Origin of the sequence: Dyella sp. (assembly GCF_036384435.1) — a bacterium.
GTDB lineage: Bacteria > Pseudomonadota > Gammaproteobacteria > Xanthomonadales > Rhodanobacteraceae > GSA-30.
The window spans coordinates 1-25,510 of the sequence record NZ_DASVMI010000085.1 but is presented as its reverse complement, the minus strand read 5'-3'; the positions used below and the strand labels follow the sequence as shown (position 1 = coordinate 25,510).

Annotated in this window: 25 protein-coding genes and 1 tRNA gene; 22 read left to right on the top strand and 4 right to left on the bottom strand. The window is 60.3% G+C overall.

Translation table 11 applies throughout. The features are described from left to right. Nucleotides 1-24 precede the first annotated feature (24 nt). The gene (locus tag VF436_RS08230; protein ID WP_330903523.1) at nucleotides 25-711 is read right to left on the bottom strand and encodes a DUF2461 domain-containing protein; all 687 of its coding nucleotides are present in this window, start codon (nucleotides 709-711) and stop codon (nucleotides 25-27) included. Nucleotides 712-717: 6 nt separating this feature from the next. Continuing rightward, nucleotides 718-2,163 (bottom strand): exodeoxyribonuclease I, encoded by a 1,446-nt coding sequence (gene sbcB, locus VF436_RS08225; RefSeq protein WP_330903522.1) that lies wholly within the window; start codon nucleotides 2,161-2,163, stop codon nucleotides 718-720. 68 nt (nucleotides 2,164-2,231) lie between these two features. On the opposite strand from sbcB, the gene orn reads away from it, so the two are divergent. The 4 genes from orn (at nucleotide 2,232) to VF436_RS08205 (ending at nucleotide 6,158) form a co-directional block, all read left to right on the top strand. After that, nucleotides 2,232-2,792: an oligoribonuclease gene (gene orn / locus VF436_RS08220; RefSeq protein ID WP_330903521.1), complete on the top strand. Its 561-nt coding sequence runs from the start codon at nucleotides 2,232-2,234 to the stop codon at nucleotides 2,790-2,792. A 3-nt stretch (nucleotides 2,793-2,795) separates the two neighbouring features. Further along, nucleotides 2,796-3,704 (top strand): dihydropteroate synthase, encoded by a 909-nt coding sequence (folP, locus tag VF436_RS08215; protein ID WP_330903520.1) that lies wholly within the window; start codon nucleotides 2,796-2,798, stop codon nucleotides 3,702-3,704. A gap of 59 nt (nucleotides 3,705-3,763) precedes the next feature. Next, nucleotides 3,764-5,116 carry a phosphoglucosamine mutase gene (glmM, locus tag VF436_RS08210; RefSeq protein WP_330903519.1) on the top strand — a complete coding sequence of 451 codons (1,353 nt, stop codon included), beginning with the start codon at nucleotides 3,764-3,766 and terminating at the stop codon, nucleotides 5,114-5,116. 106 nt (nucleotides 5,117-5,222) lie between these two features. Beyond that, complete coding sequence (locus VF436_RS08205; RefSeq protein ID WP_330903518.1) at nucleotides 5,223-6,158, top strand: isopenicillin N synthase family dioxygenase; 936 nt, start codon at nucleotides 5,223-5,225, stop codon at nucleotides 6,156-6,158. 155 nt (nucleotides 6,159-6,313) lie between these two features. Here the strand turns inward: VF436_RS08205 and VF436_RS08200 are convergent, their stop codons facing one another. Next, complete coding sequence (locus VF436_RS08200; protein ID WP_330903517.1) at nucleotides 6,314-7,135, bottom strand: SDR family oxidoreductase; 822 nt, start codon at nucleotides 7,133-7,135, stop codon at nucleotides 6,314-6,316. Nucleotides 7,136-7,264: 129 nt separating this feature from the next. Here VF436_RS08200 and tpiA point away from each other — a divergent pair, with 129 nt between their 5' ends. The 6 genes from tpiA (at nucleotide 7,265) to VF436_RS08175 (ending at nucleotide 11,195) form a co-directional block, all read left to right on the top strand. After that, nucleotides 7,265-8,014, top strand: a complete 750-nt coding sequence (gene tpiA / locus VF436_RS08195; RefSeq protein ID WP_330903516.1) for a triose-phosphate isomerase — start codon at nucleotides 7,265-7,267, stop codon at nucleotides 8,012-8,014. A gap of 23 nt (nucleotides 8,015-8,037) precedes the next feature. Beyond that, nucleotides 8,038-8,526, top strand: coding sequence for a preprotein translocase subunit SecG (gene secG, locus VF436_RS08190; protein ID WP_330903515.1), 489 nt, complete (start codon nucleotides 8,038-8,040; stop codon nucleotides 8,524-8,526). A gap of 20 nt (nucleotides 8,527-8,546) precedes the next feature. Next, nucleotides 8,547-8,631: transfer RNA gene (locus VF436_RS08185), tRNA-Leu, on the top strand. Nucleotides 8,632-9,366: 735 nt separating this feature from the next. After that, complete coding sequence (locus tag VF436_RS21690; protein WP_414649828.1) at nucleotides 9,367-9,618, top strand: tyrosine-type recombinase/integrase; 252 nt, start codon at nucleotides 9,367-9,369, stop codon at nucleotides 9,616-9,618. A 75-nt stretch (nucleotides 9,619-9,693) separates the two neighbouring features. After that, complete coding sequence (locus VF436_RS08180) at nucleotides 9,694-10,269, top strand: hypothetical protein (protein WP_330903514.1); 576 nt, start codon at nucleotides 9,694-9,696, stop codon at nucleotides 10,267-10,269. 458 nt (nucleotides 10,270-10,727) lie between these two features. After that, a complete protein-coding gene (locus VF436_RS08175; protein WP_330903513.1) occupies nucleotides 10,728-11,195 on the top strand; it encodes an Hsp20 family protein in 468 nt (155 codons plus the stop codon). A gap of 326 nt (nucleotides 11,196-11,521) precedes the next feature. Here VF436_RS08175 and VF436_RS08170 read toward each other — a convergent pair whose 3' ends face one another. Beyond that, nucleotides 11,522-14,608 (bottom strand): sensor histidine kinase, encoded by a 3,087-nt coding sequence (locus VF436_RS08170; RefSeq protein WP_330903512.1) that lies wholly within the window; start codon nucleotides 14,606-14,608, stop codon nucleotides 11,522-11,524. 215 nt (nucleotides 14,609-14,823) lie between these two features. Here VF436_RS08170 and VF436_RS08165 point away from each other — a divergent pair, with 215 nt between their 5' ends. From VF436_RS08165 to VF436_RS08110, 12 genes are all read left to right on the top strand, one after another. Continuing rightward, on the top strand, nucleotides 14,824-15,456 hold the full coding sequence (locus VF436_RS08165; RefSeq protein WP_330903511.1) for a response regulator transcription factor: 633 nt from the start codon (nucleotides 14,824-14,826) through the stop codon (nucleotides 15,454-15,456). A 292-nt stretch (nucleotides 15,457-15,748) separates the two neighbouring features. Beyond that, nucleotides 15,749-16,585 (top strand): alpha/beta hydrolase, encoded by an 837-nt coding sequence (locus tag VF436_RS08160; protein WP_330903550.1) that lies wholly within the window; start codon nucleotides 15,749-15,751, stop codon nucleotides 16,583-16,585. Between the two features lie 105 nt (nucleotides 16,586-16,690). Next, nucleotides 16,691-16,954 (top strand): hypothetical protein, encoded by a 264-nt coding sequence (locus VF436_RS08155; RefSeq protein ID WP_330903549.1) that lies wholly within the window; start codon nucleotides 16,691-16,693, stop codon nucleotides 16,952-16,954. A 60-nt stretch (nucleotides 16,955-17,014) separates the two neighbouring features. Further along, nucleotides 17,015-17,668, top strand: coding sequence for a hydrolase (locus VF436_RS08150; protein ID WP_330903510.1), 654 nt, complete (start codon nucleotides 17,015-17,017; stop codon nucleotides 17,666-17,668). An 81-nt stretch (nucleotides 17,669-17,749) separates the two neighbouring features. Beyond that, nucleotides 17,750-18,040, top strand: a complete 291-nt coding sequence (locus tag VF436_RS08145; protein ID WP_330903509.1) for a XapX domain-containing protein — start codon at nucleotides 17,750-17,752, stop codon at nucleotides 18,038-18,040. Then, nucleotides 18,037-19,926, top strand: coding sequence for an amidohydrolase (locus tag VF436_RS08140; RefSeq protein ID WP_330903508.1), 1,890 nt, complete (start codon nucleotides 18,037-18,039; stop codon nucleotides 19,924-19,926). The genes VF436_RS08145 and VF436_RS08140 overlap by 4 nt, the downstream gene beginning before the upstream one ends. 1 nt (nucleotide 19,927) lies before the next feature. Beyond that, complete coding sequence (locus tag VF436_RS08135; RefSeq protein ID WP_330903507.1) at nucleotides 19,928-20,374, top strand: DoxX family protein; 447 nt, start codon at nucleotides 19,928-19,930, stop codon at nucleotides 20,372-20,374. Nucleotides 20,375-20,398: 24 nt separating this feature from the next. After that, nucleotides 20,399-21,313: a glyoxalase gene (locus VF436_RS08130; RefSeq protein ID WP_330903506.1), complete on the top strand. Its 915-nt coding sequence runs from the start codon at nucleotides 20,399-20,401 to the stop codon at nucleotides 21,311-21,313. Between the two features lie 62 nt (nucleotides 21,314-21,375). Next, complete coding sequence (locus VF436_RS08125; RefSeq protein WP_330903505.1) at nucleotides 21,376-21,876, top strand: ester cyclase; 501 nt, start codon at nucleotides 21,376-21,378, stop codon at nucleotides 21,874-21,876. Continuing rightward, nucleotides 21,873-23,294, top strand: a complete 1,422-nt coding sequence (locus tag VF436_RS08120; protein ID WP_330903504.1) for an alginate export family protein — start codon at nucleotides 21,873-21,875, stop codon at nucleotides 23,292-23,294. The genes VF436_RS08125 and VF436_RS08120 overlap by 4 nt, the downstream gene beginning before the upstream one ends. Before the next feature lie 39 nt (nucleotides 23,295-23,333). After that, the gene (locus VF436_RS08115) at nucleotides 23,334-24,032 is read left to right on the top strand and encodes a YoaK family protein (protein WP_330903503.1); all 699 of its coding nucleotides are present in this window, start codon (nucleotides 23,334-23,336) and stop codon (nucleotides 24,030-24,032) included. Between the two features lie 388 nt (nucleotides 24,033-24,420). Next, nucleotides 24,421-24,942 (top strand): hypothetical protein, encoded by a 522-nt coding sequence (locus VF436_RS08110; RefSeq protein ID WP_330903502.1) that lies wholly within the window; start codon nucleotides 24,421-24,423, stop codon nucleotides 24,940-24,942. Nucleotides 24,943-25,510 lie beyond the last annotated feature (568 nt).

Below are 25,510 nucleotides of genomic sequence, written 5' to 3'. Positions count from 1 at the left end.
TGATGGCGCCTTTCCTGATAGGGATCAGAAATCCAGTTCTTGCGCGGCGCACAGGTAATCGATCATCGGTGCAAGGCGCTTGTACGTTTCGATCACCCACGGCAACAGTTCCGACGAGCAGGCGAAAGCGTCGTCGAAGTTCTCGCCTGCCGCGAAATCCTTGCGCTTGAGGTCGTCGATCAGTTCGTGCTCCGGATCGAAGCCGCGTGGTGGCCGGCTCAGCGAATCGCCCCAGAAATTGAAGTGCTCGCGGAATACCTTGCCGCGCGTGGCGCGCTTCCAGGCCTCGGGGTTGTCGGCGAGAAAAGCGCGTATGCGCTTGAGTGAATCGGATTCCGGATGCCAGATGCCGCCGCCGGCGAAACAGTCGCCTGGCTGGATATGCATATAGAACGAGGGCGCGGGAATCTCGTGCCGGCGCTCGTGGAAGAAGCGCGATCCCTGCCACGGCTTGTAGGGCTGCTTGTCGTGCGCAAAACGCGTGTCGCGATGGATGCGAAACAGCGAGCCGCCATTCTTGCGCGCATCGGCGCGATAGTGCGAGCTGATCTTGCTCAACGGCGCTTGCATGTCACCAATGAAATCAAGAAACGGCTCGCGGACGTGGCGTTCATAGTCGTCCTTGTGTGCAAGGAACCACTCGCGATTGTTATTGCGCGCCAGGGCACGCAGGAACTTGAAGGTAGCAGGGCTGAAATAGCTCTTGGACATGGTGGCTCAGGCAGAGGTGGCAATACCTGCGGCAAGTTCCTCGCCCCAGGCCTGGAGTTGATCGAGCAGTGGCAGCTTGTCCTGTCGAGCCGGGTCGGCACGCAGTTGGGCAATTTCCGTGAAGTATTGGTCCAATGTGAGCGCGGTCAAGGGGCCGTGCCCGGTCAGGCGGTCACGGCGGAAAGCTTCCCAGCGCTGTTGCTCGGCGGCATCGAGCGTCTGTGGCCAGTTGCGCGCGCGGTAGCGAAACAGCAGCTCCGGATAACGCTTGTCGCGGAACGGGAAGGGGTGTGAGCCCAACTGGTCGGGCGGGGTGGCGCGGACTTCAGCCAGCAGCCTTTTATCGGCGTCTGGCAGGAAGCCGCCATAGATCGCCAGTTCCGGATCGGCGGGGGGCGGCAGATCGGTGGCCTTGCGAAAGACGTCGCGTAGTTTGTCGTTCACGCCGTCGGCGGCAAGCAGGCGCTCGCGATGGGCCAGGCATTGCGCCAGGTCCAGTTGCAGGCGGGCATGGTCGACACCGTTGAGTACCGAAACAGGCGCCAGGGCGGGTGCCTTGTTGGCGCGCACGGTGCGCAGCGGGATACGTTCGACGCCTTCGGGCAGGTCTTCGCGAGCCACGAATACCCGGTCGGCGATGTCGTCGGCGCTGAGGCTCAGCAGCGGCTCCGGATCGACCGAGAGGTCATAGACGATGATTTCGCCTTGCCGGGAGGGGTGGGGTGTCAGCGGCACGATGAGCGTAAGACAGTGCCGGCTAGCTGGATAGCGCGAGGACACGTGCACCAGGGGCGGACGGTTGATGGTATCGAGTAGTTCAAATACACGCTGTTTGCGACGCAGGGCGAAATGCCAATCCCACAGACGCGGTTGGCGCACGCGGATCAGCCGTGCCAGATCGATCAGTGCGTGTACGTCTGAGAGAGCATCGTGCGCGCGCTCCTGCTGCAAGTGGTTGGCTTTGGCCAGGTGCTCGAGCTTGAAGCTCGGACTGCCATCGTCGCGTTGCGGCCACACGATGCCCTCCGGGCGCAACGCCTGGCACATACGCACCAGGTCGATCAGGTCCCAGCGGGAGTTGCCGTTCTCCCACTCCCGCCCATAGGGTTCGTAGAAGTTTCGAAACAGCATCTGCCGGGTGATTTCATCGTCGAACCGCAGCGAGTTGTAGCCCACGCCGCAGGTGCCTGCCTGGGCAAGCTGCTCGTGCACCCGTGAGGCAAAGTCGGCTTCCCCCAGCCCCTCGCGCTCGGCCTGTTGCGGCGTGATGCCGGTAATCAGGCAGGCTTCGGGGCTGGGCGGCATCTCGCGTGGCGGCCGGGCGAAGAACATCACCGGCTCACCGACGATCTCCAGGTCCATGGTGGTGCGAATGCCGGCGAACTGACTGGGGCGGTCGCGCCAGGTGTCCGAGCCGTAGGTTTCATAGTCGTGCCAGAAAAACGTCTGCATCGCGTGATGATCGCACGGACGGCAACTCCCCGTTCGCCAACTGCTAGACTCCCCGGCCAGGAGGGCGCATGAGCCAAGCGAACGAAGAAAACCTTATCTGGATCGACCTGGAAATGACCGGTCTGGATACCGATGCCGACTCCATCCTGGAGATCGCCACCATCGTCACCGACAAGGACTTGCACATCCTGGCCGAGGGCCCGGTGTTCGCGATCCAGCATCCGCTTGAGCGGCTGGAAAGCATGGACGCCTGGAACCGCAACCAGCATCGCCGGTCGGGACTATGGGACCAGGTCGTCGCGTCCGTCGATACACACGAGGCAGCCGAGCAGGCCACGCTGGATTTCCTCAAGCAGTGGCTGCCGACCGGCAAGTCGCCGATGTGTGGCAACTCGATCTGCCAGGATCGCCGTTTCCTGCATCGCCAGATGCCGCGCCTGGAGCGGTTCTTCCACTACCGCAACCTCGACGTGTCCACCCTCAAGGAACTTGCGCGTCGCTGGGCCCCGGTGATCGGCAAAGGGTTCCAGAAGGAATCGGCGCACACGGCCTTGTCGGATATCCACGACTCCATTGATGAATTGCGCTATTACCGCCAGCACATGGGCGCCCTAGGCGGTCAGGAGTAATCCATGCTGGACGAACTCTTTGCCACGGTGCTCGACTGCAACGGTCGCAAGCTGGTGCTGGATCGGCCGCGCGTGGTCGGCATCGTCAACGTCACGCCCGATTCGTTTTCCGACGGTGGCAAGCATGCCGATGTAGACAGTGCCGTGGCGCATGCGCTCAAACTGGTCGACGAAGGCGCTGACATGCTCGACGTGGGGGGGGAGTCGACCCGCCCTGGTGCCGCCGACATTTCGCTGGACGAAGAACTCGCCCGAGTGGTGCCCGTGATCGAGCGAGTGGCCACGCGCGTGCAGGTGCCCATTTCCGTCGACACTTCCAAGCCGGAAGTGATGCGAGCTGCCGTGGCAGCCGGCGCCGGCATGATCAACGATGTCTACGCCCTGCGCCGCGATGGTGCACTCGATGCGGCAGCTGCGCTGGGTGTCCCGGTGTGCCTGATGCACATGCAGGGTGAGCCACGCGTCATGCAGGACGCTCCTCACTACGACGATGTGGTCGGCCAGGTGCATCGCTTTCTCATGGACCGTGTCTTTGCCTGTGAACTGGCTGGCATCGACAAACGCAAGGTGATGGTCGATCCCGGTTTTGGTTTCGGTAAAGACCTCGAACACAACCTGGCCCTGTTGCGCGCGATGGACCGCTTTGCCGGTCTCGGTAGCGGCGCCTATGTGGGGCTGTCGCGCAAATCGATGATCGGTCAGCTCACTGGCCGGGAAAACCCCGTCGAGCGGACAGCAGGTTCCGTGGCCGCCGCCCTGGTGGCCGTGCAGCGCGGGGCGCGCATGGTTCGTGTGCACGATGTAGCGCCGACGGTCGATGCGCTGGCCGTGTGGCAAGCCATCAAGGCAGGCGATCAGGCGCCACGCCGCGATGATCGTCCCGCGATGCCACGCTGGCCCGACGACGAATAATCTTTCCCTGGCCACAGCCGGAACGGGCCGGCTGCCTGGCTTACAACGCAGGATTTCCCATGAGCGAACGCAAGTATTTTGGCACCGATGGGATTCGTGGCCTGGTCGGGCAATGGCCGATCAGCGCAGATTTCATGCTCCGGTTGGGGCGCGCCGTGGGCTCCGTGCTTAAGCGCGAGCAGACCCGGGGGCGTCCGCTGGTTTTGATCGGCAAGGACACCCGTGTCTCCGGCTACATGTTCGAGTCGGCCCTTGAGGCGGGCCTGGTGGCCGCTGGCGTGGATGTGGGCTTGCTCGGGCCGATGCCGACCCCTGGTGTGGCGTACCTGACCCGCTCCATGCGCGCGCAGGCCGGCATCGTGATCAGTGCCTCGCATAACCCGCATTACGACAATGGCATCAAATTCTTTTCCGCTCACGGCGAAAAGCTCTCCGATGCCATTGAACTGGCGATCGAAGCGGAGATCGAGGCCGATTTCGTCACCGTGCCCTCCGAGCAACTGGGCAAGGCCTCGCGCGTGGATGGCATTCTGCGCTACGCCGAATTCTGCAAATCCACGCTGCCGGAGGATTTCAGCCTGCGGGGCATGAAGCTGGTGCTCGACTGTGCCAACGGTGCAACCTACCAGGTAGCTCCCAAGGTTTTTGCCGAGCTGGGCGCCGAGGTCAGTTCGATCGGCAATCAACCCGATGGCTTCAACATCAACCGTGACGTCGGTTCCACACATCCCCAGGCACTGCAGAGGGCCGTGGTCGATCAGGGGGCCGATATCGGCATCGCGTTCGATGGCGACGGCGACCGCCTGCAACTGGTCGATCGCCATGGTGTGCTGGCCGATGGCGATGACATTCTTTATGTGCTTGCACGCAGTTGGCTGGCCAAGGGGCAGTTGCATGGGCCCGTGATTGGCACCTTGATGAGCAACTACGGCCTGTTCCTGGCCTTGCGTGAGCTCGGGTCTACCCTGCAACGCGCCAACGTGGGTGACCGTTACGTCTTGCAGATGCTAAAGCAGCACGATGGCATCCTGGGAGGCGAGACCTCCGGCCATATCCTGTGCCTGGATCGCGCCACAACCGGCGATGGCATCGTGGCCGCCCTCGCAGTGCTCGAAGCACTGGCCGATGCTGGTGAAGACCTGGCCGAAGCGCGCAAGGGCCTGCGCAAGTTTCCTCAGGTCATGGTCAATGTCCGTGCAGAAGGTGCCCGCGAGGCCTTGCAGACCGACGCCGTGCGCACGGCCTTGGCCGAGGTGGAACAGAAACTCCAGGGCCGTGGTCGCGTGGTGCTGCGGGCGTCGGGTACCGAGCCGCTGGTGCGTGTGACGGTCGAGGCCGCTGACGAGGCCGAAGTCAGGCACTTGGCAGACACCCTGGCAGAAGTCGTAAAATCCGCAGCCGAACGTTTGTGAACCTGACATACCTTCAAGATCTACAGGTCGCCATGGAACGGCCCGACGTGCCCCGCCCCTGCGGTGGCGGATTCAACTGACCGCACGCCTACTTACGGATATGTCAATGAAAAAGGTTCCAACCCTCGATATTCGTCGTTTCGACACCGACCGCGCCGCCTTCGTCGCCGAACTGGGCGCGGCCTACCGTGAATTTGGCTTCTGCGGCATCAGCGGGCACGGCATTCCGGTTGAGCTGATCGACGGCGCCTATGATGCGTTCGAGCGTTTCTTCGCGTTGCCGAGCGATACGAAGATGAAATACCACCTCAAGGGCACGGGTGGCGCGCGCGGCTACACCCCCTTCAAGGTGGAGACCGCCAAGGATAGCAAGCACGCAGACCTCAAGGAGTTCTGGCACATCGGGCGCGAGATTGCGCGAGATTCGAAGTTCGCTGACGTGATGGCGCCGAACGTATGGCCGGATGAAGTGCCCGACTTCAAGGCCAAGGGTTACGCGTTGTTCGAAGCACTGGACCAGCTCGGCTCGCGCGTGCTGCGTGCACTGGCCCTGCACATCGACTTGCCCGAGAACTACTTCGAGGACAAGACCGACCAGGGCAATTCCATCCTGCGTCCGATTCATTACCCGCCGATCACCGAGGACAACATCCCCAACGTGCGTGCGGGCGCCCATGAGGATATCAACTTCATTACCCTGCTCGTCGGCGCCAGCGCCGAGGGGCTTGAAGTGTTATCCCGCGAAGGCGACTGGCTGCCCATCACCACGCAGGGCGACACCATCGTGGTGAATATCGGCGACATGCTGCAACGCCTGACCAACCACGTGTATCCGTCCACCACGCACCGAGTGGTCAATCCGCAGAACGACAACGCTCGCAAGCCGCGTTATTCGGTGCCGTACTTTCTACACCCCAATCCGGACGTGGTGCTCGACCCGGTGCCGCAATGCGTCACGGCGGATAACCCCAGCCGCTACGACACCTCGATCACCTCGCATGAATATCTGCTTGAACGCTTGCGCGAGATCAAGCTGATCTAAACGCTGCTGGGTTGAGGCCTTCCAGGTAGCGGCGAGGGACGAGTAGCCATGGCTGGCACTTCCTTGGGCCATGAGGTGCGCGATTTTGATGTCGCCGGGCTTCGGCGTGCCTTCCAACTCGCGCCCTTGCTGTTCGTCGCTCGCCCCTTGCTTGCTCATGCCTGATTTCGAGGGCCCAGATTGCGATACCGTCGTGACTCACGGCCGGATAGCCACAGCGCAAAACGATCAGGCATCAGCTTGACCAGGGTCTTGATGAACTTGTTGACCTTGCCAGTGACGTAGACCGCATCGCCGCGCTCGACGGCGGCGATGCCCTGGCCGACCACTTCCTCGGACGTCTGCCACATGAACCCCGGTAGCTTGTTCATCATCTGGCGTGTGCCGGTGACGTCGTGGAATTCCGACCAGGTAAAGCCCGGGCACAGCGCACAGACGTGTACCCCGCGGTCGCCGTTTTCCAGCGCCAACGATTGCGAGAACTTCACCAGATAGGCCTTCGAAGCCGCATAGAGCGTGTGTCCGGCCGAGCCGGGCACATGGGCGGCAAGGGAGGAAACATTGACGATGCGGCCATAGCCGCGTCGGCGCATGCCCGGCAGCAGACGGCAGATCAGCTCGGCCGGGGCAGTCATCATCACCTGGATGAAGTCAGCATGGGTTTCCCACGCCACCGCATCGAAAGTACCCGGCACGCCATAGCCGGCGTTGTTGATTAGCCAGTCCACTTGCAGACCTTTTGCATCGAGCGCATCGCACAATTGTTGCGGCGCAGTGGCCGCCGCGAGGTCGGCGGCAATCACCGTCACCGTGCAGCCATGTTTATCGATGAGCTCTTTTGCCAGGGCTTGTAGACGTTCTTCGCGCCGTGCCGTCAGCACCAGGTCATGCCCTCGTGCTGCAAGTGCACGCGCAAACGTGGCGCCAATACCAGCGGACGCGCCGGTGACCAGGCTGAGCGGGCGAGCTTGGGACATGCAAACCAATCCTTGTGCGAAAGATGAACGCGATCTTGGCAGGCAGTCATGTTCGGCACCAGCATTGCATTGCCGCTGCGCGGAGGCACCTTATAAGCTTGCGATCCTGGACGTAAATGGAAGATCGCAATGCGCAAGAAATTCGTCGCCGGTAACTGGAAGATGCACGGCAGTCGCTCGATGGCTCACGCCCTGGTCAGTGAAATTGTTGCCGGTCAGCCCAGCGACATCGACATTGCGGTTTTTCCTCCGTTGCCATACCTGGCGGCCCTGGCCGATCAATTCGGCGGCAGTGGACTGGGCTTCGGTGCCCAGGACGTCAGCGAGCATGAAGGGCAGGGTGCCTATACCGGCGAGACCTCCGCGGCGATGCTCAGCGATGCAGGCGCACGGTGGGTGTTGGTTGGCCATTCCGAGCGCCGCCAGTACCACGCCGAAAGCGATGCCGTGGTGGCACGCAAGTTCGCCGCCGCGCGCGCAGCCGGCCTGACCCCAATCTTGTGTGTGGGAGAAACCCTGGCTGAGCGTGAGGCCGGTCAGACAGAGCAGGTCGTCTGTCGCCAGCTGGCGGCGGTGGTGGAGCTCAATGGCATCGCCACTTTCGACACTGCCGTGGTCTCCTACGAGCCCGTCTGGGCGATCGGCACCGGCCACACCGCTACCCCGGATCAGGCCCAGGCGGTACACGCGTTCATCCGTAGCCAATTGGCTAAAGAAGATGTTATGATTGCCCGTCTGACTCGGCTGCTTTATGGCGGCAGCGTCAAAGCGGCAAATGCCGCGGCCCTGTTCGCGCAGCCGGACGTGGATGGCGGGTTGATCGGTGGCGCCTCGTTGGCAGCTGTCGATTTCCTCGGTATCTGCGCCGCGGCGCATTGAACGCTACGGATTCCAAGAGAACCATGTTCGTCATTTTCAGCGTGTTCTACATTCTGATCGCTGCCGCGATGATCGTCCTGATCCTCATGCAGCGAGGCGCCGGAGCCGATGCAGGCTCGGGCTTTGGCGGTGGCGCCTCGGCCACCGTATTTGGCGCGCGTGGTTCATCCACCTTCATGACCCGTGCGACGGGTGTGTTGGCGGCACTGTTCTTCCTGCTCAGCCTGGGCATGGGCATCTATCTGAGCCGTCATGGCGCGCCGCAAGGCTCGATCAATGCCAGCAACGATCTTGGTGTGATGACCGGTCTTGCCAATCCGCCGGCAAACACCCAGAATGCGCAGCCCGCCGCACCGGCCAACCCGGACGTCCCAAAAGCGACGACCACGCCGGCAGCGACGGTCCCCGCGGCCAACCAGGGCGACGTTCCGGCAGCACAGCCGGCGCAAAGCACCCCGGCCAAGCCCGACGTTCCAGCAGCTACCGCGCCGGCGCCGGATAAGAAGAAGTAAGCAACAAACGCAAGACACCTGCCCAGGTGGCGGAATTGGTAGACGCACTACCTTGAGGTGGTAGCGACGAGAGTCGTAGGGGTTCGAGTCCCCTCTTGGGCACCAATTAAGGGTTTCAGTAAGTATCACTGAGACCCAAAAGGATAAAGAAACCTGCTATTTAGCGGGTTTTTTTGTGCCTGCGTATTTCATGTCGTATCGCTGAGTCCCGGCACGATTGGGGGTATGCGTGGAGGGCAAGATTCCAACAGCTCCCCGGAGAAATATCCCCTGAGCAATGAAGCTGACTGAGCTGCAAGTTCGCAAAGCTACGCCCGGCGATAGGTCCCGCAAGCTGGCCGATGGCGTTGGCGTGTACCTGCTAGTGGCGTCCGGCGGTGGCAAGTTGCGGCTCAAATACCGAATTGATGGTCGTGAGAAGCCTTAGGCGTTGGGGTGATATCCGGATGTTGGCCTAGCAGTTGCTCGCTCGTGACGCGATAAGGCGCGTAAGCAAATTGTGCGGGGGATTGATCCCAGTGTTGAGAAGCGGGTTCCGCGGCAGGCGCAGATCGTCGCTGCCAAGGTGATTGAGCAGACCTTTGAGGCAGTTGCGTGGCAATGGACGGCTAGTCAGGACGTGGTAGAAATTAGGGCAACCGAAAGCCGGCGGATCTTCGAAACCTAAAGTCACCTAAACCCAAGCATCATGCTGTCGCATACCAGATGAGCGCATGAAGAGGAAGGCGGCTCACCTTGTTCCCTTGTCTGGGCAAGCGATAGCGATTCTCCGCGAGCTACAAACTGCTCACGGGGGCGAGGCGGTATGGTTTTGCAGGACCATGCGTGGCTAGCCGTCTAATGAGTGAGAACACCCTCAATGCCGCATTCCGCCGGCTAGGCCGTTCGGGCGAAGAAATGGCCGTGCATGGATTCCGGAGCTTGGCAGCAACTCGCCTCAATGAAATGGGCCGAAATGCCGATGCTATCGAGAGACAGCTTGCTTACGCAGAATCAAACAAGGTCTGCGAAGCATATACTCACACAGCTCAGTACCTGGATGAGCACAAACGGATGTTAGGTATAGACCGACCTTTGAACGCCGGCTACTAGCTATGACATGCACAGGGGGCAAGGGAATTGAAAAATTATTTGAAACGGTTGCGGCGAATTTGGACTTGGAGCTTGATGGAGTTCTACCTGACCGCAGGCAATATTGCTTTCATAGTTGGAGTCGCGATGCTGCTTGCGCTTCGATTCAATGTTGTCTGGCTGGCCAACTTATCCGTTGCTGTCCTCGACATAAAGCCTCTGCTTCTGTTCTTGCTCGGGTGGTGTCTGATTCGGACATTCGAATTGACGAGAGAGCAGTTCTTCAAGCCAAGACACCGCGACGGACGCTTCGCTCGCAGGCTGCGTAAATCGACAGTCGATGCTTCGGTCATCATGGTCGGGGCGTACCTGGGGGCGATAGGCGCCTTGGTGCTTAGAGGAGCGAAAGATAGCGAACAGGCTACCTTTCCCGCTTACACGTTAATCGTGCTCATACTTTGTTTTCCCTTTTGGGTGGCATCAGGGGTGAGCAATCCTCGTAGGCAAGGAGCTTCCATGCGAGTGAAACGTTGGTCGGGCGTTTTGGCTGGGGTGATATTTCTCACGATCATGGGAGCGACAGGACACATTGATGAGAAGAAGGAAGCCCTGCATGGCGACTGCCCTGCGACAGGTGCTACGCAGAGTCGGGACGGATCAGATGGAAAATAGTGCCTCCGTGCTTTTGGGGATGAGCGATACAGATGTCTTGGTGGCATATTCATGAGAAAGCCATCGCCTAGATTGGATTGGGTAAGCGACGCTGACTCACGACGGCGGGAAGGCGTCTCCTTATCAGGGCAAGGCATGGTGATGAACGGCGTCCGCCGTTGCAGCGCTTCGTGGCTCAGCTCGTAAGTCGCCATGACAGCGAAGAGAAGCGATCAAGGACAGACAGTTATCGTCATTCTGCGCTCTTTTCAAGGGTCCTTCTTGGTTGTAGATGCCGCAAGTATCACCCTTGAAAGACATTTCAGAACGGATATTAAATGGCCCTCTGAAACCCTCTTGCCGACGCCCGAAGGGTGACTAGAATCGCGATCCGCCGACCGCTTCGGGGTTGGCGGATTCCGTGCCAGGCGGCGCGGATACAGTTCACACTTCCATGTTGCTTCTGAGAGGATATGGCCATGCGCACTGTGCTCGATTTCTCACCGCTTCATCGCTCCAGCATCGGTTTCGACCGCGTTTTTGACTTGCTCGAATCGGCTGCACGCACCCCTCAACCGGATAACTGGCCTCCCTTTGATTCGGTCAAAGTGGACGAGGAGCATTACCGCATCTCGATGGCTGTCGCAGGCTTCACGCAGGAAGACCTGAACATCGAGGTTCAGAACAACCTGCTCACTGTCAGCGGTGAGCGCAAAACAGACCATGTGGGCGAGATCCTCTATCGAGGCATTGCGAATCGTCCGTTCCATCGTCGATTCGAACTCGCCGAGCACATGCAGGTCGCCGGCGCTGAACTGCGCGATGGCTTGCTTACCATCGACCTCAAGCGAGTGCTTCCCGAGGCTCTCAAGCCGCGCACCATTCCGATTGGCAGCAGCGATAAGACAGTGCTGGAGCCGCGCCGGTTGCAAAACCAGGCCGCGTAATCGCTTCCGGTCCGATTGAAGTTTTCCCTGTTCGCAGATGGCTTTTTGCGGCGGCGATTTCGCCGCCGCTTTTTTGCCCAGCGCTCCAATACCTAAGAACCGTTGCGTGCATAACTGGGCGCACCAGGCACAGGTTGATGCCAACGAGCGCGGAGGCCTGACGACGAGTGTTGGTGGCGACGGTTTCTATCGGTAAGTGATGTCCGCTCGTTCCCAATGTTGTGGCTTGAAATATCGCGTGAGGCGGGGCAAAAGATTGGCCCTGAGTGATCGACTTCCTCCGCTTTCAGTAGCGGCTGAAAAGAGCTCCTCATCTATAACAGTGCTTATTTACGCTTGTCTGTGCCCATATTTGCGAAAGCCTTGGATCGCGGATATGGCCGCGTAAATCGTGGTGGTCGATAGGCCACTCGACAGGGCACACTCAGCAGCCATTGCGTGCCATGCGGACGTTGGCGCCGCATGGCCAGCTTCGCGCCTAGTCTCTCTGCGCGTTCGCGCATGCCGACGATACCCCAATGGCCTGCTTCGGGCGCGGATCTGATGTCAGCGTCATCGATGCCTCTACCGTTGTCGGCAACGCGAACCTTCAATACCCGGTGACCGTATTCCACGTGTACGTCCACATGACGCGCTTGTGCATGAAGAAAAGCGTTACGTATGGCCTCTCGGGTGATGTCCACGATCTCGTCACGCGCGTTGCCCAGCAGTTGCCGAGGCTGGCCGTTGGTGGTCATCCGGAATGTCACGCTGGGATGTATGGATGCCAGGTCTTCGCCTACGGCGAGGATGGATTGCACAAGTTCGCTTTGCTGCGGTGACTCACCGCGTAGCGCGATGATCTTATTGCGCCCCTCGACGACCATCTGCCGTGCCTGCTTGATGGCGACGTCGAGGTCATCGGTCCTGAGTGTAGTTGTGTCCGCCATCCGTGCCTGCAGACGCAGCAGGAGACCCTGCACGCCCTGGAGCAGGGTGTCGTGAATTTCGCGAGCAATACGTTCCCGCTCGTTCATACGCTCGGTCAGCTGCAAGTGCACGCGGTCCTCGGCCAGGCGCATGCGCCAGACGAAAAAGCCTGCGACGAGTGAGATGAGCAGCAGCCCGCACAGCGCGTAGAACCAAATGGACTGGTAGAACCAGGGGGCAATCGCGAGGCGGATATCGGCGCTCTGCGCGCCCCAGACACCATCGTCATTGGCCGTCAGGACATGAAAGCGATATGTGCCCGGCCCGAGGTTGGCGTAGAACGCCTCTCGCCGGTTACCGGCGTCCTGCCAGTCGGCGTCTGCACCGTCGAGCCGGTAGCGGAAGCGCACACGGTCGGGAATGGCGAGGCTGGCGGCGTTGTAGCGCACCTCCAGGTTGGTCGTACCTTTGGGTAGACGGACCGGGTTGTCGACTGGGTAATGCTTGCCGTCGACTGTAATGTCGACGATGGACACCGGCGGCGGTGGCGGATCCTTGCTCAGTGCAATCGGCTTCATCCATGCTGGGCCTTGATTGGTTAGAAACCATAGACGCTGATGGCCGTCGACCAGCGTAGTGGACGCAATCGCCGCCTGCTTGGCGATGCCGGGCAGGCCGTCGCGGTAATCGAGCAGGCGATAGGCGGGGTGGTGATCCGGGTGCCCGAAGCTTTCAGATGCTTCGCTGGCGGCGACCCGCACCACGCCCTTGGCGGTATTGAGCCAAAGGTCGCCATCCGTGGCGCGTTCGATGCCGGTGATACCGCTGAAAGCGTCGTCGTCAGCCATGTTCATCGATGCGATGTGCCCCTGACTCAGGCGGGCAAGTCCTTGTTCGCCGCCGATCAGCACGTCCTCGCCCGTGGCTTCGATAGCGGTGATGGTGCCAACATGCAGGCCGTCCGATTCGGTGAAGAGATGGGCCCCGTTTCCATCAAGCCGCACCAGGCGATTTGCGGTGTAGCCGATCCATAACTGACCATGAGCGCTGCCGGCCAGCGCTGTCGGTGTTTCATGGGCGAGGGACGATAAGGGCGCGACCAGCTGCCATTTATCCTCATGTCGATGGTAGAGACCGTGCCCAGTCAGTGCCAGCCAGAGTTCGCCCGAGGCATCGATGACGAAAGCATTCGCACGGGCGACGTCGGGTGAAACGGGCCAGTCGATGGCGCTCAGTGCGTCGCCATGCAGCCGGTAGAGACCGTGTCTTCCGACCATCCACAGATCGCCTGCACGATCGAACAGCATGCCGTCCACGTCGTGCAGGTCACGTCGCACTACATCGCCTGTATCGCCATGGAAACGAAATAGCACGCCTCCATTGGCGACCCATACGGCGCCTGCCGCATCCCTTGCCATGGCATAGTTCGCAGCGGTGCCGGGCGGGATCAGCGAGGGGGTCTGGAAGCTGTTGCGATGGAAACTGGCAAGTCCCATGTTGGTGCCAGCCCATACGGTGCCCTGTGTATCCTCCAGCAGCGGCACGGCGCGTTCGGAAACGAGTCCATTGGTGCGGCCGACGGTCTCCGTATAGTCTTCGGCGCGCAGCGATCGCCCGGTGGCCAGGCGGGCCGCGGCGGCCACGCGATAGATGCCCCCCCTGTCCACGAAGGTGCCCCACAAGTTGCCATAACGATCGAACAGCAACCGGCTGGACCAGCCGAAGTCGCTGTCGCTGGGCAGCTCGGTTGGCACACTTGCAGGGTGGCTTGCTGTCAGGCCAGGCAAAGCGCGCGTGCCGTGCAAGTGATCAGACAGCCATAGCGTGCCATCCGGCGCCTGCTCGACGACGCCGTACTTGGCCACAGGCTGGTTTGTAGGCTCGAACCTGTGCTGCCCGGGGCGAAGGAACATGAGCGATTTGCCGGTGGTGACCCATAACGTGCCGTCACGCGACACAGTGAGCCAGTCCGCGCGGCCCGTAGGGTAGGCCCAGTCAGCACCTGCGGTTTGCCAGCGGGTGCCGTCGAATCGCGCGAGACCACCCTCCGTGGCGGCCCAGATAGCGCCATCGCCCGTTCGCGCGAAGGCCAGAACCATGCCGCGTGGAAAACCTTCCTTCGCGCCATAGTGATGCAGGTGGCCATTCTGCATTGCACTGGCGCCGCCATAATAGAAACCCATCCACAGCGTACCGCTATCGAGCACGGTCAATGCCGTGATGTCGTTGGAGGGGATGCGTTCACCCGTAGCAGGGCGCAGGCGCTCGAATCGGAAGCCGTCGAATCGATAAAGCCCACTGCCCGTTCCCAGCCACAGATAACCCTGCTTACCCTGGGCGAGAGCCCAGATGTCGGCGGGGGTGCCGGTTTCAGTCGTCCACAACCTGCGGCGGAAACCGGGCACGTCGTCCGCATGGGCCAGGCAGCCGTATGCCAGGAACATGGCGGCCACGAAGGGCAGGGCGCGACGGCCAGACTGCGTGAGCCATTCCAGCATCGACATAGAGTTTCCGTGAGGTGCCATGCACGTTGGACCACGTGCAGATGGCAGGCAGTATATCGCCCCCTGCTCGGACGCCAAATATGCAACTAATCGGCCCCAGAATCACTCGATCGGGCATTGATTGCGGCCGATACTGACGGGATAGTGGCCCGGATGCAGGCGGATTCGGTTTCCGCCAGGGCAGGGAACACAGTCGTGTGCCGAGGAACCCCATCGTGACTGTCGATGTTAGACCCATCCGGGTTCTTATTGCCGATGATCACCCGATCATGCGCGACGGCATCGTCGCCGCGATCGAGAGTGCGCGAAACATGACCGTGGTCGGTCAGGCGGCGGATGGTGCCGAGGCCATTGTTCGCTACCGCGAGCTGCGTCCGGACGTGGCCCTGGTCGACCTGCAGATGCCCGGCGTTGACGGCCTGCAAGCCATTTCGACGCTGCGTGGCGAATTTCCCGATGCGCGCATCATCGTGATCACCTCCTATCCTGGGGATGCACGCGTCAAACGTGCGATTGCTGTAGGCGCGAACGCCTATCTGCTAAAGACAGCCACGCGTGATGAGATACTGATGGCCATACAGTCTGTCATGAACGGACGCCGTGTTGTGGCCACTGACGTAGCCGGCCAGATCGCTTCGCATGCTTGGTCGGAGATGCTGAGCGATCGCGAATTGAGCGTGCTCCGCCTGGTGGCCACCGGTCACACCAACAAACGCATCGCCGACATCCTTTGCGTATCCGAAGACGCTGTGAAAGCGCGACTGAAGAACGTCATGGCCAAGCTCGGCGCTCTTGACCGAACACACGCTGTCACGCTTGCTCGCAACCGTGGTTTCTTTGATGACTGAGGGCTCGTCATCGATGTGCAACATGCTTGTTGTGCAGTTTTTATACGGCCGCCTGTGACTGGGCATTCCCACGAGCCGGATAGACCAAGATCAAGTGGAAACTTCCAAATGAAGGGGCGCCATGAAGCAAGAAGACGATGACCTTGACCTGAAGGGGGCGGCCCGGCGAAAGATTCTCTCTGTCGCCACCATGGCTGTTACCGCTGCCGCCATTTCACCGCTGTTTCCCCAGCGCACCGCGATCGCAGGTTCTGCGATGCTACCTACACCGCAACTGCAAGGAGACCAAGCCATGACATTCGTGACGACCAAAGACGGGACGGACATCTTCTACAAGGATTGGGGCCCCAAGAACGCCCAGCCCATCGTTTTTCATCACGGTTGGCCGCTCAGTTCGGACGACTGGGATGCGCAGATGTTGTTCTTCCTCGCCCATGGCTATCGCGTCATCGCGCATGATCGGCGTGGCCATGGACGCTCAAGCCAGGTCGGCGGTGGTCATGATATGGACCACTATGCCGCCGATGCTTCGGCGGTCGTCGAACATCTTAACCTGAACAATGCCGTACATATCGGCCATTCGACTGGTGGTGGCGAAGTGGCCCGGTATGTCGCTAAATACGGTCAACCCCAGGGCCGTGTTGCCAAGGCGATCCTGGTCAGCGCGGTCCCGCCGCTGATGCTCAAGACCGCCGGCAATCCGGGCGGAACACCCATCGAGGTGTTCGACGGCTTCCGTAAGGCGCTGGCTGCCAACCGCGCGCAGTTCTTTCTCGATGTGGCCTCGGGGCCGTTCTACGGTTTCAACCGGCCTGGCGCGAAGGTGTCCCAGGGTATCGTCCAGAATTGGTGGCGCCAAGGGATGATGGGCAGTGCCCAGGCCCATTACGAAGGCATCAAGGCTTTTTCAGAAACCGACCAGACGGAGGATCTGAAGGCGATCACGGTACCCACACTCTGCATTCAAGGCGATGACGACCAAGTCGTACCGTACAAGGACGCCGTCGAATTGCAGGCCAAACTGATCAAGAACAGCAAGCTAAAAGTCTACCCCGGCTTCTCGCACGGGATGCTGACCGTCAACGCCGACGTCATCAATCCGGACCTGCTTGCATTTATCCAAGGGTAAGTGCGCGTTACCAACTGTTATTTCACGAATGGGTCGTTAGCAAGTGGCCTGCCTGAGAAGGCAGGCCACTTGCTTTCTTACCCGATCAGGTAGTGGGCCAATTACCTGATCGCGCATTGGCGCGACCGGTCACCCGAGCCAGAATTCTTCGAGACCCATACTTGCATCGCACGCCTCTATCGGGGGCACGAGCTGGCGCACCTCGCTGACGGGGTGCGAAAGCTCTGGCTACACGTTGGGCGTGGCGCCGAGACGCTCGACGGCACAGGGCTCGACGCTGGCGACGGCGTAACGATCAGCGCCGTAGACAAGGTCCGTGTGCGTGCCGACACCGACGCCGGGGAACTGCTGTTCGACATGACTGCTTGATGCCCTGATTTGCCCGCCCCAACCGGGCGGCCACTTTTAACACCTGTTAGGAGACATGCCATGGCCACCGCCAAAGCCGTTCCAGGAAAGACCTTGCTCAATGGACCCGACCACGCCTTGATCCTCATCGACTACCAGTCGCAGATGGCGTTTGCGACGAAGTCGATCGATGTCGTCCAATTGCGCAACAATGCGGCCCTGGTGTCCAAGGCTGCCGCTGAGTTCAAGGTGCCGACAATCCTCACCACGGTTGCAGAGAAATCCTTCTCCGGCCCGATGTTCGCCGAAGTGACCGGCCCGTTCCCTGACCAGAAGATGTTCGACCGCACATCGATGAACACTTGGGAAGACGAAAAAGTCATCCAGGAAGTCAATCGCATCGGCAAGAGCCGTCTCGTGTTCGCAGGCTTGTGGACAAGCGTATGCATCGTTGGTCCCGTGCTGTCGGCATTGGACCAGGGTTTCGAACCTTATGTGATCACCGATGCATGCGGCGACGTGTCCACCGAAGCACACGAACGTGCCGTCGCGCGCATGATCCAGGCCGGTGCACGCCCGATGACGTCGTTGCAATACCTGCTCGAATTGCAGCGCGACTGGGCGCGTAGCGAGACCTACAACCAGACAGTGGCCACCTCCATCGCTCATGGGGGCGGCTACGGCCTGGGTCTGATCTACGCTAAGACCATGTTCGGCGGCTCAGAGGGTCACTGACCATTCGTGGACGGGTCATGCGGCCGGAACGAGGAAGTTCCGACCGCTCTTCACTTGAACGATACAGCGAGGTCAAAGCCCATGAAGCTCTATCTGCTCTCACTGGCGGCCGGCATGCTTGTCGGCGTCATCTACAGCCTGCTCAACGTGCGCTCGCCGGCGCCGCCGTTGGTGGCGTTAGTGGGTTTGCTGGGCATCTTGATCGGCGAGCAGGCGATCCCGGTTGGCAAGCAGATGCTTGCCGGTACGGCGATAGCCACGGCGTGGCAACGCTGCCGCTGCGGCCAACATATCTTCGGTCAATTGCCAGGGCGCCCCGCGACAGGCTATCCGTCCGATGACAAAGTCGATCACGAGGAGAGCCGGTCATGACTCTCTCGTCCAAGGCACCCGATCTCATCTTGCATGGGGGCCGCATTACTACCCTGGACCGGTCGAACCCGATGGCAACGGCGGTAGCGATCAAAGACGGGGTGTTCATTGCTGTCGGCAGCGATGCCGACGTCATGCGATTGGTCGCCGCAACTACGCAGGTCGTCGACCTGAAGGGGCGGTCCGCGTTGCCAGGTCTGGTCGACAATCACACCCACGTCATTCGCGGCGGCCTGAACTACAACATGGAGCTGCGTTGGGATGGGGTGCCTTCGCTGGCCGATGCGATGGACATGCTCAGGCGGCAGGTCGCTATCACGCCGCCACCGCAATGGGTACGTGTCGTGGGTGGTTTCACCGACCAGCAGTTCGCCGAGAAAAGGCTGCCTACCATCGACGAACTCAATGTCGTGGCGCCGGATACGCCGGTCTTCATCCTGCATCTGTACGACCGTGCATTGCTCAATGCTGCCGCATTGCGTGTCGTGGGCTATACGAAGGACACGCCACAACCGCCAGGCGGCGAAATCACGCGCGACGCGCAAGGCAATCCGACGGGCCTGCTGCTGGCCAAGCCCAATGCGACGATCCTTTACGCGACCCTGGCCAAAGGGCCGAAGCTGCCTTTTGAGTACCAGGTCAATTCCACGCGCCATTTCATGCGCGAATTGAACCGGCTCGGCGTGACGGGCGTGATCGATGCGGGGGGCGGCTCGCAGAGCTATCCAGAGGATTACCAGGTCGTCCAGAAGCTGGCCGCAGAGGGCCAATTGACCGTGCGTCTGGCCTACAACCTCTTCACCCAGAAGCCGAAGGAGGAGAAGGACGATTTCCTCAACTGGACCAAGACGGTCAAGTACAAGCAGGGCGACGATTACTTCCGTCACAACGGTGCCGGTGAAATGCTGGTCTATTCGGCCGCCGATTTCGAGGATTTCCGGCAGCCGCGCCCCGACATGCCGCCACAGATGGAAGGCGAACTTGAAGAGGTCGTGCGGATCCTGGCCGAGAACCGCTGGCCCTGGCGGCTGCATGCGACCTATGACGAAACCATCAGCCGAGCCCTGGACGTCTTCGAGAAGGTGAACCGTGACATTTCCCTCGACGGCATCCATTGGTTCTTCGACCATGCCGAGACCATCTCCGAGCGTTCGATGGATCGCATTGCCGCCTTAGGCGGTGGCGTGGCCGTGCAGCACCGCATGGCCTACCAGGGCGAATATTTCGTCGATCGTTATGGCGCGGCTGCCGCGGAGGCGACGCCACCTATTACCACGATGCTGGGCAAGGGCATTCGCGTCTCGGCCGGTACCGATGCCACCCGTGTCGCGTCCTACAACCCCTGGGTGTCTCTTGCCTGGCTTATCAACGGCAAGACTGTGGGCGGCCTGCGTATCTATCCGCAGCGCAACTGTCTCGACCGCGAGACCGCGTTGCGCATGTGGACCGAGAAGGTGTCATGGTTTTCCAACGAGGAGGGAAAGCGCGGCCAGGTCGCCGTGGGCCAGTTTGCCGATATGATCGTTCCCGATCGCGACTTCTTCGCTTGTGCCGGCGACGAGATTGCCCATATCACTTCCGAACTGACCGTCGTGGGCGGCCGTATCGTGTACGGTGCCAGTGAATTCGCTCCCCTGGACGATCACGAGCCGCCCGCGGCCATGCCGGACTGGTCGCCCGTGCGACAGTTCGGCGGCTTTGGCGCATGGAAAGACAATCGTTACGCGTCATCAGCCCAGCACCGTGTCGCGGCCTCTGCTTGCGGTTGTTCGTCGGCCTGCGTGGTACACGGGCACGACCATGCACGTGCATGGGCAAGCGACGCGCCGGTCTCCGACGAGCGTTCATTTTGGGGGGCGCTTGGCTGCGCCTGCTGGATGGTTTGAGATGGCGACGATTCGGCCGGGCAACTCCTACTGGATCACCGCATGGCTCTCGTTGCCATGGGTGGCGCTATTGGTGCGCGTGGCATTGGTATCTGCTTATCTATTGGGTGGGATAGACAAGCTGGCGCATTTTCACAGTGCCATCCTCGAACAGGAGCACTTCGGGTTGCACCCTGGCTGGCTGTGGGCTGCGACAGCCATTGTTGTGGAGCTCGGTGGTTCAATCTGCGTCATCGTCAATCGATGGGTTTGGCTCGGGGCTGGCGGGCTCGGTGTGTTGACCGCCGTGGCCATGCTGGTCGCCAATGACTTCTGGAATCTCAACGGGCAAGCCCACTTCATGGCCTTGAACAGTTTTTTCGAACACCTTGGGTTGATCGCCGCCTTGGTGATGGCGACGCAACTTGCCGACAAACAGAAAAACGGCGCAAGAAGCCGCTTCCTGTGAACATCCCACGATAGGAACCTTGCCATGCGTAACCTTCGCTCTACCTTCCTGCTCGCGTTGCTATTGAGCGGTGTAGCCATGACCTCAGGCGTCGCGGCCGAGGGTGCTACTACGTCAAGCTCAAGCCCTGAACTGGCCGTGGCCCCGCAATACGACACCACGCACGTCTATGTAGCACCGGAGGACTTCAACCGTTTCACCGACAGCTTCGTGGCGACGTTCGGTGGCCACAAGTCGCCCCAGGGCGTATTCCAGGTGACGCCGACCCCTAGCCAAACGATGTCCCAGCTGGTCTTCACGCCCGTCGGCACGATTTCGGTGTTCGGCTTCAAAACGCCCATTCCTTATCCCTTCGGCACCGAGCGTACGGGATACCTGGTCACCGACATGGATGCGGCTGTGAAATCCGCCAAAGCGCACGGTGCCGATGTGACGGTGGCGATTTTCCCTGATCCGATTGGCCGCGATGCGATCATCGAGTGGCCAGGTGGCGTCCATATGCAGCTGTACTGGCATACCCAGGCGCCGCATTACGACGCACTACAGACCGTGCCAGAAAATCGCGTCTACGTTTCCCCAGAGGCTGCCGACGGGTTCGTGCGCGGCTTTGTGGCCTTTGCTCGCGGCAGGGTCGTTTCCGACGATCGTCAGGCACCCGGCGTGGAGATCGGTCGGCCGAACGAAACCTATCGTCGCATCCGCATCGAATCGAAGTTCGGCAGCGTGGAAGTGCTGGTAACGGATGGGCACTTGCCGTACCCGTTCGGCCACGAGATGACCGGCTATGAGGTGACGAATCTTGCCGAAACCTTGCAGAAGGCGAAGGCGGCTGGAGTGCAGGTACTCGTGCAGCCGTTCACGTCCGATAAGCGCGAAGAGGCGATGGTGCAATTTCCCGGTGGCTACGTCGCCGAAATCCACGCGTCAGCGACGCACTAAGTTTCAATCCGCCCGAGGCGTATCCGCGCCAGCAGGAGTAGCCAATGAAGCATGGAGCCTTAATGGCGCTGCTCGCGTTGCCGGGAATGATAGGGGGCGCAGAGCAGGTATCTGCCGCCCCGGTGGCAAACAGGCCCATCACGCGCGATGACATCGATCATTGGGCTGCCGCTTGGAACACCCATGACATCAAGCGGGTGCTGGCGCTTTTCTCACCGAACGTGCGGATAGACCAGCCATCCGATCCCCAGTTCCTGGATGACGAAGGAGCTCGTGGATTCTTCACCGTGATCTTCCGTGCTTATTCGGACTTCCATATCAAGGTGACGCAGACGATCATCGAAGGGACCAATGCAGTGTCGGTCGATCGTGTCACTGGCACCTGGCGCGGGATCTATGTGGACCCCGCCACCGGCAGAAGCACACCCGGCAATGGACGCACATTCGATCACCCCGGCGCGATGGTGATCCACTATGCGCCGGATCATCCGATCACGCTTGTATCGATCTACCGGGATCAGCTGACCGTCGATCGCCAGCTTGGCGTTGTGCCGAAGCCATGAAGCTTGCCTGGCCCCGCGTAGCCCTGATTTTCCTGGGGGCACAGTTAGGATACGGCGGCAATGCCTTGGCCGCCGATACCGCACAGGCTGTCGATCCAGTCCCCCAGCGTCCAAAGATACTTTTCAACCGCTGGCAGGAAGACTGGTCTGTACTGGTGGATCCGCGGATACCCCGCGAACCGTTCGATGGACTCAAGTACATGCCGCTATCCGACGTCGAACCCAAGACCTATCTATCGCTGGGTGCAAACGTGCGCGAACGCTTCGAATCCAACGATGCGGTCCTATTCGGTACCAGCAGGAACACATCGCAGAGGTATGTGATCAGCCGCACCGAGTTACACGCCGATCTCCACGTCGACTCGCAGTGGCAGATGTTTGTGCAATTGCAAAGCGACTTCGCGCCAGGGAAGTCTCAGATGACATCTGTCGACCAGGATCGTCTTGGAGTGGAACAGGCTTTCATTGCATTGACCGAGCCGCTCGATGACGGCACCCTGAAAGTCAGGGTGGGTCGTCAGCAGTTTGCTTTCGACATGCAGCGCTTCGTCTCGGTGCGCGATGGACCAAATGTGCGCCAGTCGTACGATGCGGCCTGGGCCGACTACGAGAAGGGGCGCTGGCGCTTCATTACGTTCTACAGCCAGCCTGTGCAAACCAGGGACGAGCGCATTTTTGACGATAGCAGTAGCCGAAATCTCACCTTTAGCGGCCTTCGTGTTGAGCGCCAACTGACGCAGCAAGTCAATCTGGCTGCCTATTACGCGCGCTTCACCCAAGAAGAGGCGCGCTACCTCACTGCCATGGGCAATGAACTACGTAACGTCTTCGACACGCATCTGACGGGCTTGGCTGGTCCGGTGGACTGGGACATCGAAGGAATGAAACAGAATGGGCATGTTGGTAACAAAAACGTGGCGGCATGGGGATTCGGATCCTTGGCTGGTTATACCCTCGTCAACGCTTGCTGGTCACCGCGTTTAGGCATCCAGGTCGATGCGGCCTCCGGAAACCACGATCCGAACGGTCACACCCTAGGTACGTTCAATCCGTTGTTTCCCAATGGGGCATATCTGGCGTTGGCCGGCTACACCGGCTATACGAATTTCATCCAGGTCAAGCCATCGGTGACGGTGCATCCGTCACCGACGCTCAAGATCATGATCGGCGTTGCCCAGCAATGGCGGCAAAGCACGAGCGATGCCGTGTATGCGCAGCCAACGGTGCCTGTTCCGAATACTGCGGGGCGGCCTGGGAAATACACAGGCAGCTACGAGCAGTTGCGTGTCGACTGGGCGTATTCGCGCGCCGTGTCTTTTGCGCTCGAAGCGGTGCACTTCAACGCCGCCAGTGTCATACGCCGGGCTGGCGGGCACGACAGCAACTACGTCGGCATCCAGACTTCCCTGGGATGGTGACGACGTCCGCGGATTAACCATTTGCGCGAAAGGTTTTGCATGAAAATCTCTATTCCCCAATTATTGACGTTCAATGGTGGCTATGTCGATACGGCGGGTTTCCTTGCCTTGCAAGGTCTCTTCACTGCCCATGTCACCGGCAATTTCGTCACGATCGGAGCCAGCTTGATCCATGGCAGTTCGGGTGTCGTTGCCAAGCTCCTGGCGCTGCCCGTGTTCTGCCTCGTCGTTGGGTTGGTCCGCTATGCGAGCGGTCGCATGGAGCCTGCCGGGACCATGGTGGTAAATAGCCTGGCCGGGATAAAGATTTTCCTGTTCATCATCGCAGCTGTTTTGGCGCTCTGGTTTGGCCCCTTCAGCGACGGTGACAGTCCGGCGGCGATCGTGACAGGCTTGACCCTGGTGGCTGGCATGGCTATCCAAAACGCGATCCATCGCGTGTTCTTTCCGAAGGACCCACCCACTACTTTGATGACCGGGAGCACCACCCAGATCATGCTCGATTTGGCCGATCTGGTTCGTGCGAATCTGCCTCCGGAAACTCGGCTGACAATACGCATGCGATGCATGACGCTATTCGCGAGCGTTTGCATCTTCGCCGCGGGTTGCGCGGCGGCGGCTCTGATCTACCACTACCAAGGCGCGCTGGTTTTCGTGTTTCCGCCACTGGTGGCTGCCTTGGGGTTCCTGCCTTATTTCCAGTCCGGCTTACCGCTGGCAGGTCAGCAGTCCAGGTAATGGCATGCTCACTTCTGGACAAGAGGGTGACTGGTTTTGATCCACCCCAGCTTCTGCACATGGCCCCATGTATGGGGATGGGGTTTTAGATGTGCTCATATATCGTTTCATCCCTTGAAAGCAAGGATCTTCCGGCTGAGCCGCTCCCTTGCCAAGCGTAGAGCAAGGGCTTTATGTTCAGCGTTCACAAAAAGGAATGCTTGCCATGCGCCTGGGGACTTGCCTGTCGATATTGGCTCTTGCGTTAGTGTTCTCTCATTCGGTGTTTGCAGCAGGTGCCTCTGTATCGGATTGCGAGAAAGGTGAGCTCATCCCAAGTTCGTCGAGCCTCAGGCCCGAGCCGACGGCGCATTGTGGATACGACACGGCCGATGTGCAGCGCCGGATCTTGAGCCTGGTTGCCGACACGCATCGCCTATATACGGTCGAAACCCTGGAGCAGTCGTTCAAACTGCCGCCGATGACCTCCATGTATGATTCCACGCGCATTGCCGCTTATGCGATGACGCTGGATGGCAAGGGGGCCTGGAAGTTGCTGGTCTCGACGGATGAGGCGTTTTACCCGCTGGATGATGCGGCGCAGAAGATGTTCGTTCCCGGCTTACGTCCACGACGCCTGCATTCGCCCAAGGATGCAAGCCTTTCCATCGACCTGATCTTCATGGCCGCCTCGCCGGGTGGGCGCCCGGCCATGTGCCTGCCCTTTGCGCGTGTACGCGACTCGCTGCAAAGAGGCGGTTGGACGGATACGACGCATACCGGGGCTCCCCCGACTGATGGTGGCATCCGGCAGCCTTCCTTTCGGCATGATCGCCGGCAGGTATTCATTCGCCCAGGCCAGGATGGGTGCGTAAATGACATCACCTTGCGCCAGGATGCCCCGGAAAAAAACCAGGCCATCTCGCGTTGAGCGCCGGCGGCACTCCCCACTAGGCCAAATGGCCTACTGGCAGCGGATTCAATCTCATGCTGGCATGAGCCTCGTGGCGGAAAAAAAGGGGCCGCTATGCCGCATATTCTGAACGAAATCGATCGGCGTATCGCTCAGGCGACAGCATTGCTTTGCCTGGAGAAGGAACATCTGGAGCGGGTACGAAGCCAGGGGCTCAATGACGAGGTGGCGCAGTGGGTCATTTGGAATCGCCTGCGTGAAATCGGGCACTTGGAGCGCATTCGCATTGTCAGGCAGAGAAAACTCCGTATGAGATGAGGCTGCCCCGAAGACCTCTTGCCATCGGGCATGGCTCAAGCATGTGCGCCTGGCGGTGGGTTTGCGCCCAGAAGCCTGGCTCGAGAGGTGCTGGAATTGATGCGGAGCTAACAAATTCACCGGCTTTGAGCGTTTAGGATGACCCGATTGTCCAGGGTCGTTGCCGATAGTGTGCCTGCCCAGGCAGCCTGGGAATGGCCCATGGATGCTCATGGATTGGACGGAATCGAAGAAGGCTGTGTGTATCGCGTTTATTCTCGTAGCCTTG